Consider the following 15,078-nt stretch of genomic DNA (forward strand, 5'->3'; position numbering starts at 1 on the left):
AATCACGTGTGTGTTTTTTGATTTTACAAAGGTTAGGTGAGAAGATGCAGCGCATACTGCTTGTGGAGGACGACCATTCAATCAGTGAAATGGTGGATCATTATTTAACAAAAGAGGGCTTTGAGATGGTGCATGCTTTTGATGGAGAAGAAGGCATCCGTCTGTTTATGCAGGATTCATACGATTTGATTCTCCTCGATATCATGCTTCCGAAGCTGAACGGCATGGATTTTCTGAAAATTGTCCGGGAAAAAAGCAACATTCCGGTTTTGATGATTTCAGCAAAAGACGGAGATGTGGACAAGGCATTGGGACTGGGGTTTGGGGCGGATGATTATATCGCCAAACCGTTTTCAATGATTGAGCTGACAGCCAGAGTAAAAGCCGCGATACGGCGGGCGACGCAATATTCGGCGGAGGAACCGGCTGAGAGTAAGGTGATCCGGATTCGCCAGCTTACGATAGATATAGACAATGTCTCAGTTTTAAAAAACGAAGAACCGCTTCAGCTGACGTCTACAGAATGGCAGCTGCTGTGCCTGTTTGCGGAACATCCTAAAAAAGTGTTTACGAAAGAACAAATCTACCGTTCCGTCTGGAATGAAGAGTACTTTGGCGATCAAAACATCATTAACGTACATATGCGGCGGCTCAGAGAAAAGATTGAAGACGATCCCTCTTCACCTCAATATATTAAAACGTTATGGGGCATCGGTTATAAATTAGGAGAGTTTTAGAATGACAGTGTTATGGATGGCCGCTGTCATCGTTCTGATATGTCTGAATGTCATTCAATTCATGATAAAAAAGAAGCGGGACAGGAGCCTGGCATACACGGCAGAACAGCTTGGCGCCATGCTCAATCGGGATTCGGCAAGGCAAATTTTGCTTCATACAGACAATCAGGCGCTCAGAGACTTGCTTGTCAACATCAACCTATTCGTTGAGGATCGTCAGCAGCTCAGCGCTCAGTTTGCCAAAACAGAGCATTCTATGAAGCGGATGCTGACCAATATGTCACACGACCTGAAAACGCCGTTAACCGTCATTCTCGGTTATATTGAAACTATTCAAAGTGATCCGGACATGCCAGACGAAGAGCGGGAAAGATTGCTGGGGAAGCTCGGCCAGAAAACAAATGAGCTTATTCAGATGATCAATTCATTTTTTGATTTGGCGAAATTAGAATCTGAAGACCAAGACATCCCGCTCACCAAAATACATATGAACGAAATATGCAAACGAAATATCTTGCACTATTATGACGCCGTTCAGTCAAAAGGCTTTCAAGCTGCCATCGATATCCCGGATACGCCGGTGTATGCGCAGGCGAATGAAGAGGCATTGGACAGGATACTGCAAAACCTCTTATCCAATGCGATTCAATATGGCGCGGCCGGCAAGTTTATTGGCTTGACCCTGTCGTATGATGAGATGAGCGTTGCCATCACTGTATGGGATCGTGGAAAGGGGATCAGTGAAACCGATCAGCAGCGTGTGTTTGAGAGGCTGTACACACTTGAAGAATCCAGAAATAAAGCATTCCAAGGAAGCGGCCTCGGTTTAACCATCACGAAACGGCTGACAGAAAAAATGGGAGGCACTATATCCGTTCATAGCAAGCCGTACGAACGAACCGCATTTACAATTACATTAAAACGAATGACATATTAACAAACGTAAGGATTTTTTAAGATTTGAGAAATAAAAATGACAGGGCTCGCGGCTACAATAGAAAACAGGAAAAGAGGAGGAAGGAGAAACAAAATTGACTTATATCGTACAAACAAACGGACTGACCAAAGCGTATCAGGGCAAAGAAGTCGTTTCCAATGTCAGCATGCATATTAAAAAAGGCGAAATCTATGGCTTTCTCGGCCCGAACGGCGCGGGGAAAACAACCATTATGAAAATGCTGACGAGCCTTGTTAAACCGACAAGCGGTGAAATCAGCATCCTAGGGAACAAGCTCACCCACACATCATACGAGGTGCTGGGGAACATCGGCAGCATGATTGAATATCCGATTTTTTATGAAAGCCTGACAGCTGCAGAAAACTTAGATCTGCATTGTGAATACATGGGGTACCACAATAAAAAAGCCATTCAAGAAGTGCTGGATATGGTGAATTTAAAACAAATCGACAAGAAGCCCGTCAAAACATTTTCGCTCGGGATGAAGCAGCGTCTGGGGATTGCGCGTGCCATCCTCACGAAGCCGGATCTGCTTATTTTGGATGAACCGGTAAATGGTCTTGATCCTCTCGGCATCAAAAAGATCAGGCAGTTGTTTCAAGTGCTGAGCAAAGAGTACGGGATGACGCTGCTGATCTCAAGCCACTTGCTGAGTGAAATCGAACAAATTGCGGACACGATCGGCGTCATTCGGGACGGCAGGCTGCTTGAAGAGGTGTCAATGGAAGATGTCAGAGGCCAGAACACTGAATACATCGAGCTTGTCACGCCGAATCAGACAAGAGCCTGCTTTGTGCTGGAGAAAGAGCTGCGATTAACAAACTTTAAAATCTTAAATGAGAAAACGATTCGGATTTACGAGGCAGAAGCCTCTCAAGCTGCCATATCCAAAGCGCTGATTTTAAATAATGTAGACATTGAATCAATGAACAAAAAGTATACGTCGCTGGAGGATTATTTTATCAGCTTGATCAACGGCAATAGCATCGGTGCGTAAAGGGGGAGAGACACGTTGATGAATTTGATCAGAATTGAATTAAGAAAAATGAAGATGGGCTGGTATGTCAGAGGTGCCCTCATTGCCAACTTGATCATCATGGGCTTTCTGTGGCTGATCTGTTATGCAGAAAAAGCCGATACCGGGGTTTCGTTCCAAAGCACGGAGGAAGCGTTTCTCATCATCGGCACTTTCGTCAGAGCGGTATTTATCGTTTTTGGCGCAGTGCTGATTGCAAAATTGGTGATTTCGGAATATAAAAACAAAACCATTCTTGTGATGTTTACGTACCCGATCAGCCGTAAGAAACTGCTCACTGCTAAGCTTATGATCGCGGGCGGACTGACGTTTACCACGATCTTACTATCAAATATACTCATAGCGGCCGGTTTCTTTTGGCTGAACTCGATCTACCATTTCATACCGGGAGAGCTTACTTCCGAGATCATTTCTCAACAGGCGGTAAAAATGGCGGTTTTCGCTTTTGGCGCCGCTGGAACCAGTTTAGTTCCCATCTTTTTTGGGATGCGTAAACACTCGGTTTCGGCAACCATCATATCATCTGTAGTGATTGTAATGCTCATCAGTTCAACGAACCCGGGCTTCTCCATTTCGTCTGTTGTTTATATCCCATTATCTCTTGCTGCTCTCGGTTTGTTTTTTTCCTACATGGCGATCAGTAACGCAGACAAACAGGATGCTTGAAAAAAGGCGCCCAACATGAAAGGCCGATGCTATCAGCACCGGCCATTCTATTATGAATCTGTTCTTGTTTCAAGATAATGCTTCTTGCCAATCTCTTTGCTCATCATATAGAAATGGAAGCAATATTCACCGATGGCCATGGCGATCGCGCCGAATAGAGCCGCCAGTGCAACTTCACCGCCAGTCATCCCCATAGAAAGCGGCATGCCCATCAGCCAAATGACGAGGAAGGCCAGACCGAAATCAGCTAACGTCGCAATCATATTATTCCATCTTGGCAATACATAAAGATCGCCCAGCAAATAAGAAATAACCCCTAACACAAGTGTCATTAAGAGCGTATCACCAAACGTGAAACCGAAGCCCAGACCAAGCACTAGATACAACACAATGATTGTCATAATACCTTTAATCGCGAGTGCTTTCACATGTGTCATTCCAAAGCACCTCCTTCTATTTTTATTTGTTATGTATGATTCCTCAAATGCAGAAAGTTAAACCTTATATTGTGTTTTTACATGCTGTGTAAAAGGAGTGGATGGTTTGTATGAAAGGAAAGATGTTCACAGTGGTGCTGGTGTGTATGATGTTCGGAGGCGGGTGCAAACCTGCTCAAGAACCCGCGCCAACTGCTCAATCGTCTTCACTATCTGATTCTGCAAAAAACAAAGCTTATGATATTCATGAGGGTTTTATTAAAGCGGAGCGTACATTCGGAACCGAATTGTTTCAATACATGTCAGCTCAAGACGGGTTAACGGACAATCTGCTGATTTCCCCGTACAGCTTACAGCAGATGCTGATGATGACGGCAAATGGAGCGGCGGGAGATACATTAAAAGAAATGAAAGCTGCTCTATATTTGTCGGACATTCATGACAGCACCATTAATGAGTCATCGTTCGGGCTCATGAAAAGGTTTGAATCTTTGCCTGAAGGTGATCTGATGACGGCCAATGCTGTATGGACAAGGCTTGAGACCGAGCCGGAATTTAAACAAACGATTAAACAATACTTCTCTGGAAGTGTCTTTAAAATGGATGACAATATTAAAACCGCAAAAAACTCGATCAATCAGTGGACGGCTGGCCAAACAAAAGGGCGAATTGACGATATAGCGGATCATCTTTCGCCGAAAGCTGTTTCGCTTTTGGTAAACGCCGTCTATTTTCAAGCAAAGTGGGCGCTGCCGTTTGACCCACATGTGAGCGATGAGGAGCATTTTTTTCTGCCAGACGGATCGGCCAAAAAACTGCTGATGATGAAGCAGACTGCACGCCTCGCTTACTTAGAAAATGATCTGTTCCAAGCAGTCAAGCTGCCATACGAAGATCAACAACTTTCGTTTACTTTATTTCTGCCGAAGAAAACGCCGGCTTCTTTCATGTCCCTCTTCACCAATCAAAACATAAAAGCTTGGGACCGCGAATTTCAGCCAAAAACAGTAAAGCTGAGTATGCCCCGTTTTACATTGAAAGGGAGGTATAACGTAAAACACGCTCTTCGTGATATGGGGCTGATTTCCGTCTTTTCCGATGCTGACTTTTCGAGAATGTTTACTGAAGGCCGGGGTGTTTCAATCGACGATGTGAATCACCATACATTTATCAAGGTGAATGAATCTGGCACCGAGGCTGCGGCTGCCTCGTCAGCGGAAATTGTTGAGGCCGGACTGGCGCCAGATGTTACCTTGACGGCCAACCGCCCATTTTTCTTTGCCATCACTGATGAACAAACAACAAGTCTTTTGTTTTTAGGCTTTGTCGCAAATCCGCATGAATAAATTAAAAACTTCTCCTGTCCTCCGTCATCACTTTTGAAGTATTGCAATATGATGAAAGGAGATCAAGGGGAGGTGACGTGATGGCGGTCGTGAGAGCAACGAGTGAAGATGTCGATTTGCTGGCAAGGCTGCTCAGAGCTGAAGCGGAAGGCGAAGGCAAACAGGGGATGCTGCTTGTTGGCAACGTGGGAGTTAACCGGCTAAGGGCGAATTGCTCAGATTTTAAAGGCCTCCGCACCATCAGGCAGATGATTTTTCAGCCGCACGCGTTTGAGGCTGTGACTCATGGATATTTTTATCAAAGGGCTCGAGACAGCGAGCGTGCCCTTGCACGACGGTCGATTAATGGTGAAAGGATCTGGCCTGCAAAATTTAGTTTGTGGTACTTCAGGCCGGAGGGGAACTGTCCGCCTCAGTGGTATAACCAGCCGTTTGTAGCCAGATACAAGTCACACTGCTTTTATCAGCCGACTGGGGAAACGTGTGAAAATGTATATAACACATTTTAGAGACAGGGCGCCGTTCAAATTGAACGGTGCTTTTTTTTGAAAAGATATACAATGGAAAATATTCCTGTGAGATAATCAAAGAAAAAAACGGAGATGACAGAATGGCAACAATAGACCTACAAAAGAAAAGCGTAAAGATCGTACTGGAGAAAAAGCAATTAACGAAGGTGACGGCTCGTGTCGGACTTGTACTTGATATTACGGGTTCAATGAGAACGCTCTATAAAAACGGAACGGTTCAAAACGTGGTGGAACGGATTTTGGCGGTGGCCGATCAATTTGATGATAACGGATTACTGGATGTATGGGTGTATGATAACGAATTCTCCCGATTAAAGCCAGTTTCTGAAAAGGATTTTTCTGGCTATGTCGATCGAGAAATTTTGAATAATGACCGCTTGCATAAATTCGGCAGAAATGATGAGCCGCCGGTCATGAAGGACGTGCTGCGCAAATATGTTGCAGAGGAACCCAATTCTTATCCCGCTTTCGTCGTTTTTATTAATGATGGAGGCTGTAAAAAGTCGATCAAATCAATTATTGAAGCCTCTTCTGACAAGCCGGTGTTTTGGCAGTTTGTCGGCATCGGAAACGGAAACTTCGATTTTCTCAATAAACTGGATACGTTAGAAGGACGTGTCGTTGATAATTCGAGCTTCCTGCGTATCGAAGAGATCGACCGTATTTCTGATGACGAGCTTTATGACGCTTTGCTTACTGAATTTCCATTTTGGCTGAAAGAAGCGAAGAAAAAAGGGATTGTAAGAGAACAAGAGCCACCTGCTGAAAAGCCGAAAAAGAAGGGCTTCTTCAGCAGATTATTTTCAAAATAACTGGTACGTCACTGAGTCATTATGCGAAATGGCTCGGTGTTTTTGTTTTTTTAAGATCATGTGAAGAAAAATAGTCCGAATGGGCGGCTTGCAAACGACAGGATATGCGGAAAACGCGCCATTTAGCCAGCTTTCGGCAAGTTTCAGCGGCAGGCTTGTGAGTGAAGACCTGTTTCTGTAGTTCAGCGCTTACAATCGGTTCACACTTCTTCACATCCATTTAACAATGATTTCCTATAATGGAGGCGATCAATGAGAAGAGAGGAGATCTTGAATGGCATACGACAGTCGTTTTGATGAATGGGTACAGAAGTTGAAAGAGGAAAGCTTTCAAAACAATACGTTTGACCGCCGCAAATTTATTCAAGGAGCGGGAAAGATTGCAGGGCTTTCTCTTGGATTAACGATTGCTCAGTCAGTTGGTGCATTTGAAGTCAATGCTGCGCCTAAGTTCTCTAGCTATCCGTTTACGCTAGGGGTCGCGTCTGGAGATCCGCTTTCTGACAGTGTCGTGCTCTGGACGCGCCTAGCGCCAGATCCGCTGAATGGCGGGGGGATGCCGAATCAGGCGGTGCCGGTCAAATGGGAGGTCGCAAAGGATGAGCATTTCCGCAAGATCGTGAGAAAGGGCACTGAAATGGCCAAACCGAGTCTCGCCCACTCTGTTCACATAGAAGCGGACGGGCTTGAGCCAAATAAAGTCTACTATTATCGTTTCAAAACCGGACATGAACTAAGCCCTGTCGGAAAAACAAAAACATTGCCCGCCCCTGGTGCCAATGTGCCGAAAATGACCTTTGCGTTCGCTTCCTGCCAGCAATATGAGCATGGATATTATACGGCCTACAAGCATATGGCGAAGGAAAAGCTTGATCTTGTCTTCCATCTCGGTGATTACATCTATGAATACGGTCCAAATGAATATGTTTCAAAAACAGGCAATGTCCGCACGCACAGCAGCGCAGAAATCATAACGCTGCAAGACTATCGGAACCGCCATGCCCAATATCGTTCTGATGCCAATTTAAAAGCTGCACATGCGGCGTTCCCTTGGGTTGTGACATGGGATGACCATGAAGTCGAAAACAACTATGCCAATAAAATCCCGGAAAAAGGACAGTCGGTTGAAGCATTCGTACTCCGCCGCGCGGCTGCGTATCAGGCGTACTATGAACATATGCCGCTCCGCATCTCCTCTCTGCCGAACGGTCCGGATATGCAGCTGTACCGTCATTTTACGTACGGAAACCTGGCGTCCTTCAATGTTCTTGATACCCGCCAGTACAGAGATGACCAGGCCAATAATGACGGCAATAAGCCGCCTTCCGATGAATCGCGCAATCCGAATCGGACTTTGTTAGGAAAAGATCAGGAGCAGTGGCTCTTCAACAATTTGAGCAACTCAAACGCTTACTGGAATGTGCTGCCGCAGCAGATTTTCTTTGCGAAGTGGAACTTCGGAACAAGCGCTAGCCCGATCTACAGCATGGATTCGTGGGATGGCTATCCGGCTCAGCGCGAGCGGGTCATCAATTTCATTAAAAGTAAAAATCTGAATAATGTTGTTGTGCTGACAGGTGATGTACATGCAAGCTGGGCATCAAATCTGCACGTCGACTTTGAGAAGACAAGTTCAAAGATTTTCGGGGCTGAGTTTGTCGGAACTTCGATCACCTCTGGAGGGAACGGCGCGGATAAACGGGCGGACACAGACAAAATTTTAAAAGAAAATCCGCACATTAAGTTTTTTAACGACTATCGCGGATATGTCCGCTGTACCGTGACACCTCACCAGTGGAAAGCCGATTATCGGGTAATACCGTTTGTGACAGAGCCTGGCGCAGCCATTTCAACTAGGGCTTCATTCGTTTATCAAAAGGACCAAACTGGATTGAAAAAGGTATCCTCCACGACAGTCCAAGGCGGGGTGAAGCAATCCGATGAAGTCGAAGAGGATCGTTTCTTTGCACACAACAAAGCCCATGAAAAACAAATGATTAAGAAACGGGCAAAAATCACGAATTAAGGAGTGAAAAGTATGTTTTCAAACATTGGAATACCGGGCTTGATTCTGATCTTTGTCATCGCCCTCATTATTTTTGGCCCTTCAAAGCTGCCGGAAATCGGACGTGCGGCCGGACGGACACTGCTGGAATTTAAAAGCGCCACAAAATCACTTGTGTCTGGTGATGAAAAAGAAGAAAAATCGGCTGAGCTGACAGCGGTAAAGCAGGACAAAAACGCGGGCTGAGTGCTGATGAGGCAGACACCGGGTCTGCCTCTTTTTTTATGAAAGGGAGGGCTTTTTTGAATGGATAAAAAAGAAACCCATCTGATCGGGCATTTAGAAGAGCTTCGCCGCCGAATTATCATGACCCTCGCGGTATTTCTTCTATTTCTCATCACGGCTTTTTTGTTTGTGCAGGATATTTATGACTGGCTGATTAGAGATTTGGATGGGAAGCTGGCTGTGCTTGGACCGAGTGAAATCCTCTGGGTGTATATGATGCTTGCCGGCATTTGTGCCATTGCGGCTTCCATCCCTGTTGCCGCGTACCAGCTGTGGCGTTTCGTTGCCCCGGCGCTGACGAAAACGGAGCGCAAGGTGACGCTCATGTACATACCCGGGTTGTTTGCGTTGTTTTTGGCGGGGATCTCTTTCGGATACTTTGTCTTGTTTCCAATCGTACTCAGTTTTTTGACTCATTTGTCTTCCGGGCATTTTGAAACAATGTTTACGGCGGACCGCTATTTCAGGTTTATGGTGAATTTGAGCCTGCCGTTTGGCTTTCTGTTTGAAATGCCTTTAGTGGTCATGTTTTTAACAAGGCTGGGCATCTTAAATCCCTACAGGCTGGCCAAAGCGAGAAAGCTGTCCTATTTTTTGCTGATTGTCGTGTCCGTATTGATTACACCGCCTGATTTCATTTCTGATTTTCTCGTTATGATCCCTCTGTTTGTCTTGTTTGAAGTGAGTGTCACCCTATCGGCGTTTGTCTACAGAAAGAGGCTGACGAGCGAAACGGCGGCCGCTTAGTGCAGCGTCCCGCCGGGTGACTTCAAATCTTGCTCGTATTGTGCGGCCGTAACAGCGGCGATCCTCAATGCCCGGACCATCGTGTCCAAGCTGAGGCTCGGCGCTGTTTTGTCGATGGTCTGCTCCGGAATGAAAGGGATATGAATAAACCCGCCGCGTATGTGCGGGGATGTCCGGCTAATGTGATCCATTAATCCGTAGAACAAATAATTGCATACAAATGTGCCCGCTGTATAAGAGACAGCGGCCGGAATGCCGTTTTCCTTCATTTTCGCAGTCATGCGTTTCACGGGAAGTCCTGTCCAGTAAGCGGCGGGCCCACCTGGAGAAATCTCTTCATCAATCGGCTGGTGTCCTTCATTATCGGGGATGCGCGCGTCTGCAAGGTTGATCGCCACCCGTTCCGGTGTGATCTGCATCCGCCCGCCGGCTTGGCCGACACAAATCACGATATCGGGATGATGCTTCTGAATGGCTTGCCGCAGAGTGTGCAGAGCGGTTCTAAAGACAGTCGGAATTTGTTCTGCTTTAATGATTGCTTCATCCGTCTCTAAGCCATTCAGTTGTTTCGCCGCTTCCCATGATGGATTAACGGTTTCTTTGTCAAAAGGGTCAAAGCCTGTGATCAGCACTTTTTTTCTCATCTTCCCATCTCCTTTTTCCTTTTATTCTATTGTTTATTTTTGGGTTTTTCATCAAAATAATAAAAAGGAGTGAATCACAATGGAGCATTTGCCGCAGCAGTATCGCCAGCTGTTCCCAACCGTGCAGACACATACGATGCTTGCCAGCTGTTCTCAGAGCGCGTTGGCAGAGCCTGTATCAAGGGCGATTAAAGACTATCATGACAGCCTGCTGCATATGGGGACGAACTGGAATGAAGCGATCGAAAAAACAGAAAGTGCGAGAAATGAGTTTGCAAAGCTGATAGGGGCTGAACCGGATGAAATTGCAATTGTGCCGTCAGTTTCTGATGCGTTCGTTTCCGTAGCATCATCTTTATCTGTTTTTGGAAAGAAGCATGTTGTGTATACGGAGATGGATTTTCCGGCGGTGTCCCATGTTTGGCAGTCACAATCCGATTATACCGTATCTGTCATTCCATCAATAGACGGGGGACTGCCTCTCGAACAATATGAAACACATATTACCGATGAAACAGTGCTGACGTGTGTTCCGCACGTTCATTATCGTGACGGCTTTGTTCAGGATGTAAAAGCGATCGCTGCGATTTCTAAGAGAAAGGGTTCTTTGTTATTTGTGGATGCTTATCAATCAGCGGGGCACATTCCCATTGATGTGAAGGAATGGGGAGTAGATATGCTGGCGGCAGGCACGCGGAAGTATTTGCTCGGCATACCGGGAATGGCGTTTCTTTATGTGAGAAAGGAGCTGGCGGATGCGCTTAAGCCGAAAGCATCAGCTTGGTTCGGCAGGGAGAGCGGGTTTGATGCGCCGTATGCGAAAGGCGCGCGGCGGTTTCAAGCCGGCACCCCTGCATTTATCAGTGTATACGCAGCTTCAGCGGCTTTATCACTGCTGAATCATATCGACGTCTCTCGTATACGGGATCATGTGAAAACGATCTGTGCCGACGCCTGTCAATATGCTGCTGAAAAAGGCCTGCAGCTGGCGGTACAAGCGAGGCATCTGCCCGGAATGGTTGCGATCCAGGATGAGCGGGCATCGGAAACGGCGATGCTGCTGAAGAAGAAAAAAGTGATTTGCGCTCCGCGGGACACTGTCATCCGTCTCGCTCCCCACTTTTACAACACGAAGGATGAATTGCGTCATGCGATTGATGAAATCGCGGCGGTTTTATCCGCGCGCTGATTGCGGAACATGTAAACATATAAAAGCCCCTGACCTTGAGATCAGGGGCTTTTCATATTAATGATCAACCTTAACCCGCTTCAAAAAGAAAGCGCCAATTAAACCGATAATCGCAACAATCATCGCGAACACAAACGCGTGCTGAACGCCCGCTGTCAAAGCCTGCGGGATGACTGCCGGATCGGCAGGATTTTTGGCTGTGCTCATATAATCATGCTGGCCTGCAGCCATAATGCTGACCGCAACCGCTGTTCCGATAGCGCCCGCCATTTGCTGGAGCGTGTTCATGATGGCGGTGCCGTCTGGATAAAACTCGCGCGGAAGCTGGTTTAAACCATTTGTCTGCGCAGGCATCATAATCATAGAGATCCCGATCATCAAGCAGGTGTGCAAGATGATAATCATCACAGCCGTTGAAGTTGTTGTGACGTTTGAGAAGAGCCAAAGGACAACAGTGACAATCACAAATCCCGGAATGACAAGCCATTTCGGTCCGTATTTGTCGAACAGACGGCCTGTAACAGGGGACATTAAACCGTTTAAAATGCCACCCGGCAAGAGAATGAGACCAGCAGCAAATGCCGTCAGGACTAAGCCGCCTTGCAGATACATCGGCAGAAGCAGCATAGACGACAGGATGACCATCATGCAAATGAACACCATGAGTACGCCCAAAATAAACATCGGGTATTTGAATGCACGGAGGTTCATCATTGGCTGCTTCATCGTTAGCTGGCGGATTGAAAATAGGATAAGACCGACAACGCCGACAATCAGTGAGACGATAACAGTCGGGCTGGACCATCCGCCGGAGCCTTCACCCGCGTTGCTGAATCCAAACACAATGCCGCCGAAACCAATCGTCGACAGGATGATAGACAAAACATCAATTTTCGGCTTTGTAATCTCAGATACATTTTGCATGTATGCCATACCGTAAACAAGTGCAAGCACAAGGAACGGAAGAGAGATCCAGAAAATCCAGTGCCAGTTGAGGTGCTCCAGAACCAATCCGGAGAAAGTCGGGCCGATGGCTGGCGCAAACATAATGACAAGACCGATCGTCCCCATCGCCGCCCCTCTTTTATGTGGCGGAAAAATCACCAAAATCGTGTTAAACATCAGCGGCAGTAAAAGCCCCGTTCCAATAGCCTGAACGATTCTAGCCGCTAATAAAAACGGAAAGCTCGGCGCAAGCGCCGCGATCAAGGTGCCTGCAATTGAAAAGATAAGTGACACGGTAAAAAGCTGTCTTGTTGTGAACCACTGCAATAGCAGGCCTGATACAGGAACGAGGATACCAAGTACAAGCAGGTAGCCTGTCGTCAACCATTGAACGGTTGATGCTGTAATGTTCAATTCCTTCATAAGATCGGTTAACGCGATATTCAGTGCCGTTTCACTGAACATGCCGATAAAACCGGCCAACAGCAAGGAAATCATAATCGGCATCACTTTGTATTGCGGAGATGCTTTAGTTGCTGTTTCCAAAATCATTTCCCCTCTCTGTCAGCTGAATGTATTCATTCAGCTTGTATAAGTATGTCTTTTTTTATCTCTTCAGCAGGGCAGGAATGCGGTTGGAGATATGAAGGAGCGGTGTGCTGTTTTTTGCCGTCAAAGATAGAAGAATACCGCCTTCAATCATCGCGTTAATCACGGTGCTGGCTTCCTTAGCATGGCTCTCGCTGCAGCCTGCCCGCCGCAGTTTTTCCTCATACACAAGGGCCCACTCTTTGTAGGCTTCATGGCAGGCTTCCCTCAATGGTTCGCTTTTCAATGACGTCTCAGCCGCAAGCAAACCGACAGGCAAGCCTTCAATGTCTTCCGTACATGAAAATTGGCACGAAAGCTCCTTCAAAAAGGCTTGAATGCCTTCCGCCGGATCGGTGTACGCTTCCATGCAGTCCGCGATTTTCTGTCGGATATAATCCTTCATCTCATTCACCGCTTCGATCGCCAGCTGTTCTTTACCGCCCGGAAAGTGGTAATAAAGAGAGCCTTTAGGCGCGCCGCTTTCCTTTATAATCTGGCTCAGCCCCGTGCCGTAATAACCCTGCAGCTGAAAAAGCCGGGTAGCTGCCGAAAGGATTTTCTCACGGGAATCTCCATAACTCATAACATTCCCACCTCACTGAATTGCAATCAAAAATATAGTGACTGGTCTATTATCATGATTCAACCATCAGTTGTCAAGAGAAATTGACTGTATGAAAAACAAAAATTGAAGGGACTCTGGGTGCTTTTGGCTTTCTTTATCTTTGAATTTGCAAATGGTAAAATGATTCAAGAAACCCATAAGGGGGGGGTCCCTATATTGCGATTCAATAGATACACAATGATCTTCATCCTTCTTGCCGCAGTATCTCACGTCATTTCAATATACGTATTTCACCAAGGCATCTTAGCTTATCTTTTTGCCATTATCTTTTTATTAATCGCTGGCTATTCCACGAAATTCACTAAACCCAAAGACCAAAATAAAACCAAATAACCTAAAAGAGAGAAAAGGATTACTCCTCTTCTCTCTTTTTTTTATGCCTTTTCCATACACCATCAAGAATGAATGCAACTGCGATAACAACAATTAAAACGATTAATGTCACAGTGAAAGAAAAATGTTCTCTAACACTTGACATGAATAATGCCCCTAATGCTCCAAACACAAAACTCTTTAGTAAATTCACTGCGAAGTTCAAACCTTTCTTCATTTTCATAGGCAAAATAATGCCAGAACGATTGATTGGAAGTAAGTGCAAAAATTGAATGACCTTTAGTAAAGACGACGCGAGACTCACTGCTTAACGCTAACAATGAACAGAAACAAATCGAGACAGTACCGAAAATGATGGTCATATTGAACTCAGCGGCATAATATTTGTCAATATATCCATTTTAAAAACAAAAATAGGAAAAAGATACCCCTCCGAACCTTAAAATCTCTTTAAAAATAAGGTAAAATTACCCTTTGATTAATTAATTTGGTAACGTAATATAATTGGAGAATTTGTTACAAAAAAAGGAGGATATTATGAAATTTGTAAAAAGTAAGTTCATTGCACTTGTAACAATTTTGGTACTGTCAGTTACATCGCTATTTGCGGTGCAGCCGTCAGCAAAGGCCGCTGAACACAATCCGGTTGTTATGGTACACGGTATTGGAGGAGCATCATACAATTTTGCAGGTATTAAGAGCTATCTCGTATCTCAGGGCTGGTCTCGGAGCAAGCTGTATGCAGTTGATTTTTGGGACAAGACAGGTACGAATTATAACAATGGCCCGGTATTATCACGGTTTGTGAAAAAGGTGTTGGACGAAACAGGTGCGAAAAAAGTGGATATTGTCGCTCACAGCATGGGGGGCGCGAACTCACTTTATTACATAAAAAATCTGGACGGCGGAAATAAAATTGAAAACGTCGTAACGCTTGGCGGCGCGAACCGTTTGACGACAGGCAAGGCGCTGCCGGGAACAGATCCTAATCAAAAGATTTTGTACACATCCATTTACAGCAGTGCCGATATGATTGTCATGAATTATTTATCAAGATTAGACGGTGCTAAAAACGTTCAAATTCATGGTGTTGGCCACATCGGCCTTCTATACAGCAGCCAAGTCAACAGCCTGATTAAAGAAGGACTGAACGGCGGAGGCCAAAATACGAACTAATGAGAAACATAACCTT

General features: G+C 45.7%; 17 protein-coding genes and 2 pseudogenes. 13 read left to right on the top strand and 6 right to left on the bottom strand.

Features of this window, described 5'->3' with window-relative positions:
* Positions 1–56 precede the first annotated feature (56 nt).
* The 4 genes from V6D41_RS17685 (at position 57) to V6D41_RS17700 (ending at position 3,397) form a co-directional block, all read left to right on the top strand.
* Positions 57–737, top strand: coding sequence for a response regulator transcription factor (locus V6D41_RS17685; protein WP_333519241.1), 681 nt, complete (start codon positions 57–59; stop codon positions 735–737).
* 1 nt (position 738) lies between these two features.
* Positions 739–1,674, top strand: a complete 936-nt coding sequence (locus V6D41_RS17690) for a HAMP domain-containing histidine kinase (protein ID WP_333519116.1) — start codon at positions 739–741, stop codon at positions 1,672–1,674.
* A 94-nt stretch (positions 1,675–1,768) separates the two neighbouring features.
* Positions 1,769–2,692, top strand: a complete 924-nt coding sequence (locus V6D41_RS17695) for an ABC transporter ATP-binding protein (RefSeq protein WP_333519117.1) — start codon at positions 1,769–1,771, stop codon at positions 2,690–2,692.
* Between the two features lie 18 nt (positions 2,693–2,710).
* The gene (locus V6D41_RS17700; protein ID WP_333519118.1) at positions 2,711–3,397 is read left to right on the top strand and encodes an ABC transporter permease; all 687 of its coding nucleotides are present in this window, start codon (positions 2,711–2,713) and stop codon (positions 3,395–3,397) included.
* Here V6D41_RS17700 and V6D41_RS17705 read toward each other — a convergent pair.
* Positions 3,358–3,488, bottom strand: a pseudogene (locus V6D41_RS17705) (hypothetical protein). The gene V6D41_RS17700 and the pseudogene V6D41_RS17705 sit on opposite strands and share 40 nt — an antisense overlap.
* Entirely contained in the window at positions 3,448–3,834 is a 387-nt protein-coding gene (locus tag V6D41_RS17710) for a YndM family protein (RefSeq protein WP_003223823.1), read from the bottom strand. Before V6D41_RS17710 ends, V6D41_RS17705 begins: the two are co-directional and overlap by 41 nt.
* Positions 3,835–3,944: 110 nt before the next feature.
* On the opposite strand from V6D41_RS17710, the gene V6D41_RS17715 reads away from it, so the two are divergent.
* The 7 genes and pseudogenes from V6D41_RS17715 to tatC all read left to right on the top strand — a co-directional run bounded on the left by V6D41_RS17715 (position 3,945) and on the right by tatC (position 9,559).
* Positions 3,945–5,180, top strand: coding sequence for a serpin family protein (locus V6D41_RS17715; RefSeq protein ID WP_333519119.1), 1,236 nt, complete (start codon positions 3,945–3,947; stop codon positions 5,178–5,180).
* A gap of 80 nt (positions 5,181–5,260) precedes the next feature.
* Positions 5,261–5,689 carry a cell wall hydrolase gene (locus V6D41_RS17720; RefSeq protein ID WP_148962882.1) on the top strand — a complete coding sequence of 143 codons (429 nt, stop codon included), beginning with the start codon at positions 5,261–5,263 and terminating at the stop codon, positions 5,687–5,689.
* Positions 5,690–5,790: 101 nt separating this feature from the next.
* Positions 5,791–6,522, top strand: a complete 732-nt coding sequence (locus V6D41_RS17725; protein WP_333519120.1) for a vWA domain-containing protein — start codon at positions 5,791–5,793, stop codon at positions 6,520–6,522.
* Between the two features lie 79 nt (positions 6,523–6,601).
* A pseudogene (locus V6D41_RS17730) lies at positions 6,602–6,778 on the top strand (hypothetical protein).
* 18 nt (positions 6,779–6,796) lie between these two features.
* Positions 6,797–8,548 carry an alkaline phosphatase PhoD gene (gene phoD / locus V6D41_RS17735; RefSeq protein WP_333519121.1) on the top strand — a complete coding sequence of 584 codons (1,752 nt, stop codon included), beginning with the start codon at positions 6,797–6,799 and terminating at the stop codon, positions 8,546–8,548.
* 12 nt (positions 8,549–8,560) lie between these two features.
* Complete coding sequence (tatAD, locus tag V6D41_RS17740; protein WP_003223835.1) at positions 8,561–8,773, top strand: sec-independent protein translocase protein TatAD; 213 nt, start codon at positions 8,561–8,563, stop codon at positions 8,771–8,773.
* A 60-nt stretch (positions 8,774–8,833) separates the two neighbouring features.
* Positions 8,834–9,559, top strand: a complete 726-nt coding sequence (gene tatC / locus V6D41_RS17745; protein ID WP_333519122.1) for a twin-arginine translocase subunit TatC — start codon at positions 8,834–8,836, stop codon at positions 9,557–9,559.
* On the opposite strand, the gene pcp is transcribed toward tatC, so the two are convergent.
* On the bottom strand, positions 9,556–10,203 hold the full coding sequence (gene pcp / locus V6D41_RS17750) for a pyroglutamyl-peptidase I (protein WP_333519123.1): 648 nt from the start codon (positions 10,201–10,203) through the stop codon (positions 9,556–9,558). The genes tatC and pcp overlap by 4 nt on opposite strands.
* A 79-nt stretch (positions 10,204–10,282) precedes the next feature.
* Here pcp and V6D41_RS17755 point away from each other — a divergent pair, with 79 nt between their 5' ends.
* The gene (locus V6D41_RS17755; RefSeq protein ID WP_333519124.1) at positions 10,283–11,392 is read left to right on the top strand and encodes an aminotransferase class V-fold PLP-dependent enzyme; all 1,110 of its coding nucleotides are present in this window, start codon (positions 10,283–10,285) and stop codon (positions 11,390–11,392) included.
* Positions 11,393–11,449: 57 nt separating this feature from the next.
* Here the strand turns inward: V6D41_RS17755 and lmr(B) are convergent, their stop codons facing one another.
* The 3 genes from lmr(B) to V6D41_RS17770 all read right to left on the bottom strand — a co-directional run bounded on the left by lmr(B) (position 11,450) and on the right by V6D41_RS17770 (position 14,031).
* Entirely contained in the window at positions 11,450–12,889 is a 1,440-nt protein-coding gene (gene lmr(B), locus V6D41_RS17760) for a lincomycin efflux MFS transporter Lmr(B) (RefSeq protein ID WP_333519125.1), read from the bottom strand.
* A gap of 55 nt (positions 12,890–12,944) precedes the next feature.
* On the bottom strand, positions 12,945–13,511 hold the full coding sequence (lmrA, locus tag V6D41_RS17765) for a transcriptional regulator LmrA (RefSeq protein WP_333519126.1): 567 nt from the start codon (positions 13,509–13,511) through the stop codon (positions 12,945–12,947).
* Positions 13,512–13,905: 394 nt separating this feature from the next.
* The gene (locus tag V6D41_RS17770) at positions 13,906–14,031 is read right to left on the bottom strand and encodes a hypothetical protein (protein WP_289628037.1); all 126 of its coding nucleotides are present in this window, start codon (positions 14,029–14,031) and stop codon (positions 13,906–13,908) included.
* A gap of 392 nt (positions 14,032–14,423) precedes the next feature.
* Here V6D41_RS17770 and lipA point away from each other — a divergent pair, with 392 nt between their 5' ends.
* Positions 14,424–15,062: a lipase LipA gene (lipA, locus tag V6D41_RS17775; protein WP_333519127.1), complete on the top strand. Its 639-nt coding sequence runs from the start codon at positions 14,424–14,426 to the stop codon at positions 15,060–15,062.
* The last annotated feature ends 16 nt before the right edge of the window (positions 15,063–15,078 follow it).

It is taken from the genome of Bacillus sp. 0102A, from assembly GCF_036765155.1.
GTDB lineage: Bacteria > Bacillota > Bacilli > Bacillales > Bacillaceae > Bacillus > Bacillus subtilis_G.

Coding starts and splice junctions, on each gene's coding strand:
- V6D41_RS17690 (WP_333519116.1), top strand. CDS start 739: ATGACAGTGTTATGGATGGCCGCTGTCATCGTTCTGATATGTCTGAAT.
- V6D41_RS17700 (WP_333519118.1), top strand. CDS start 2,711: ATGAATTTGATCAGAATTGAATTAAGAAAAATGAAGATGGGCTGGTAT.
- V6D41_RS17710 (WP_003223823.1), bottom strand. CDS start 3,834: ATGACACATGTGAAAGCACTCGCGATTAAAGGTATTATGACAATCATT.
- V6D41_RS17715 (WP_333519119.1), top strand. CDS start 3,945: ATGAAAGGAAAGATGTTCACAGTGGTGCTGGTGTGTATGATGTTCGGA.
- V6D41_RS17720 (WP_148962882.1), top strand. CDS start 5,261: ATGGCGGTCGTGAGAGCAACGAGTGAAGATGTCGATTTGCTGGCAAGG.
- V6D41_RS17725 (WP_333519120.1), top strand. CDS start 5,791: ATGGCAACAATAGACCTACAAAAGAAAAGCGTAAAGATCGTACTGGAG.
- phoD (WP_333519121.1), top strand. CDS start 6,797: ATGGCATACGACAGTCGTTTTGATGAATGGGTACAGAAGTTGAAAGAG.
- tatAD (WP_003223835.1), top strand. CDS start 8,561: ATGTTTTCAAACATTGGAATACCGGGCTTGATTCTGATCTTTGTCATC.
- tatC (WP_333519122.1), top strand. CDS start 8,834: ATGGATAAAAAAGAAACCCATCTGATCGGGCATTTAGAAGAGCTTCGC.
- pcp (WP_333519123.1), bottom strand. CDS start 10,203: ATGAGAAAAAAAGTGCTGATCACAGGCTTTGACCCTTTTGACAAAGAA.
- V6D41_RS17755 (WP_333519124.1), top strand. CDS start 10,283: ATGGAGCATTTGCCGCAGCAGTATCGCCAGCTGTTCCCAACCGTGCAG.
- lmrA (WP_333519126.1), bottom strand. CDS start 13,511: ATGAGTTATGGAGATTCCCGTGAGAAAATCCTTTCGGCAGCTACCCGG.
- V6D41_RS17770 (WP_289628037.1), bottom strand. CDS start 14,031: ATGTCAAGTGTTAGAGAACATTTTTCTTTCACTGTGACATTAATCGTT.
- lipA (WP_333519127.1), top strand. CDS start 14,424: ATGAAATTTGTAAAAAGTAAGTTCATTGCACTTGTAACAATTTTGGTA.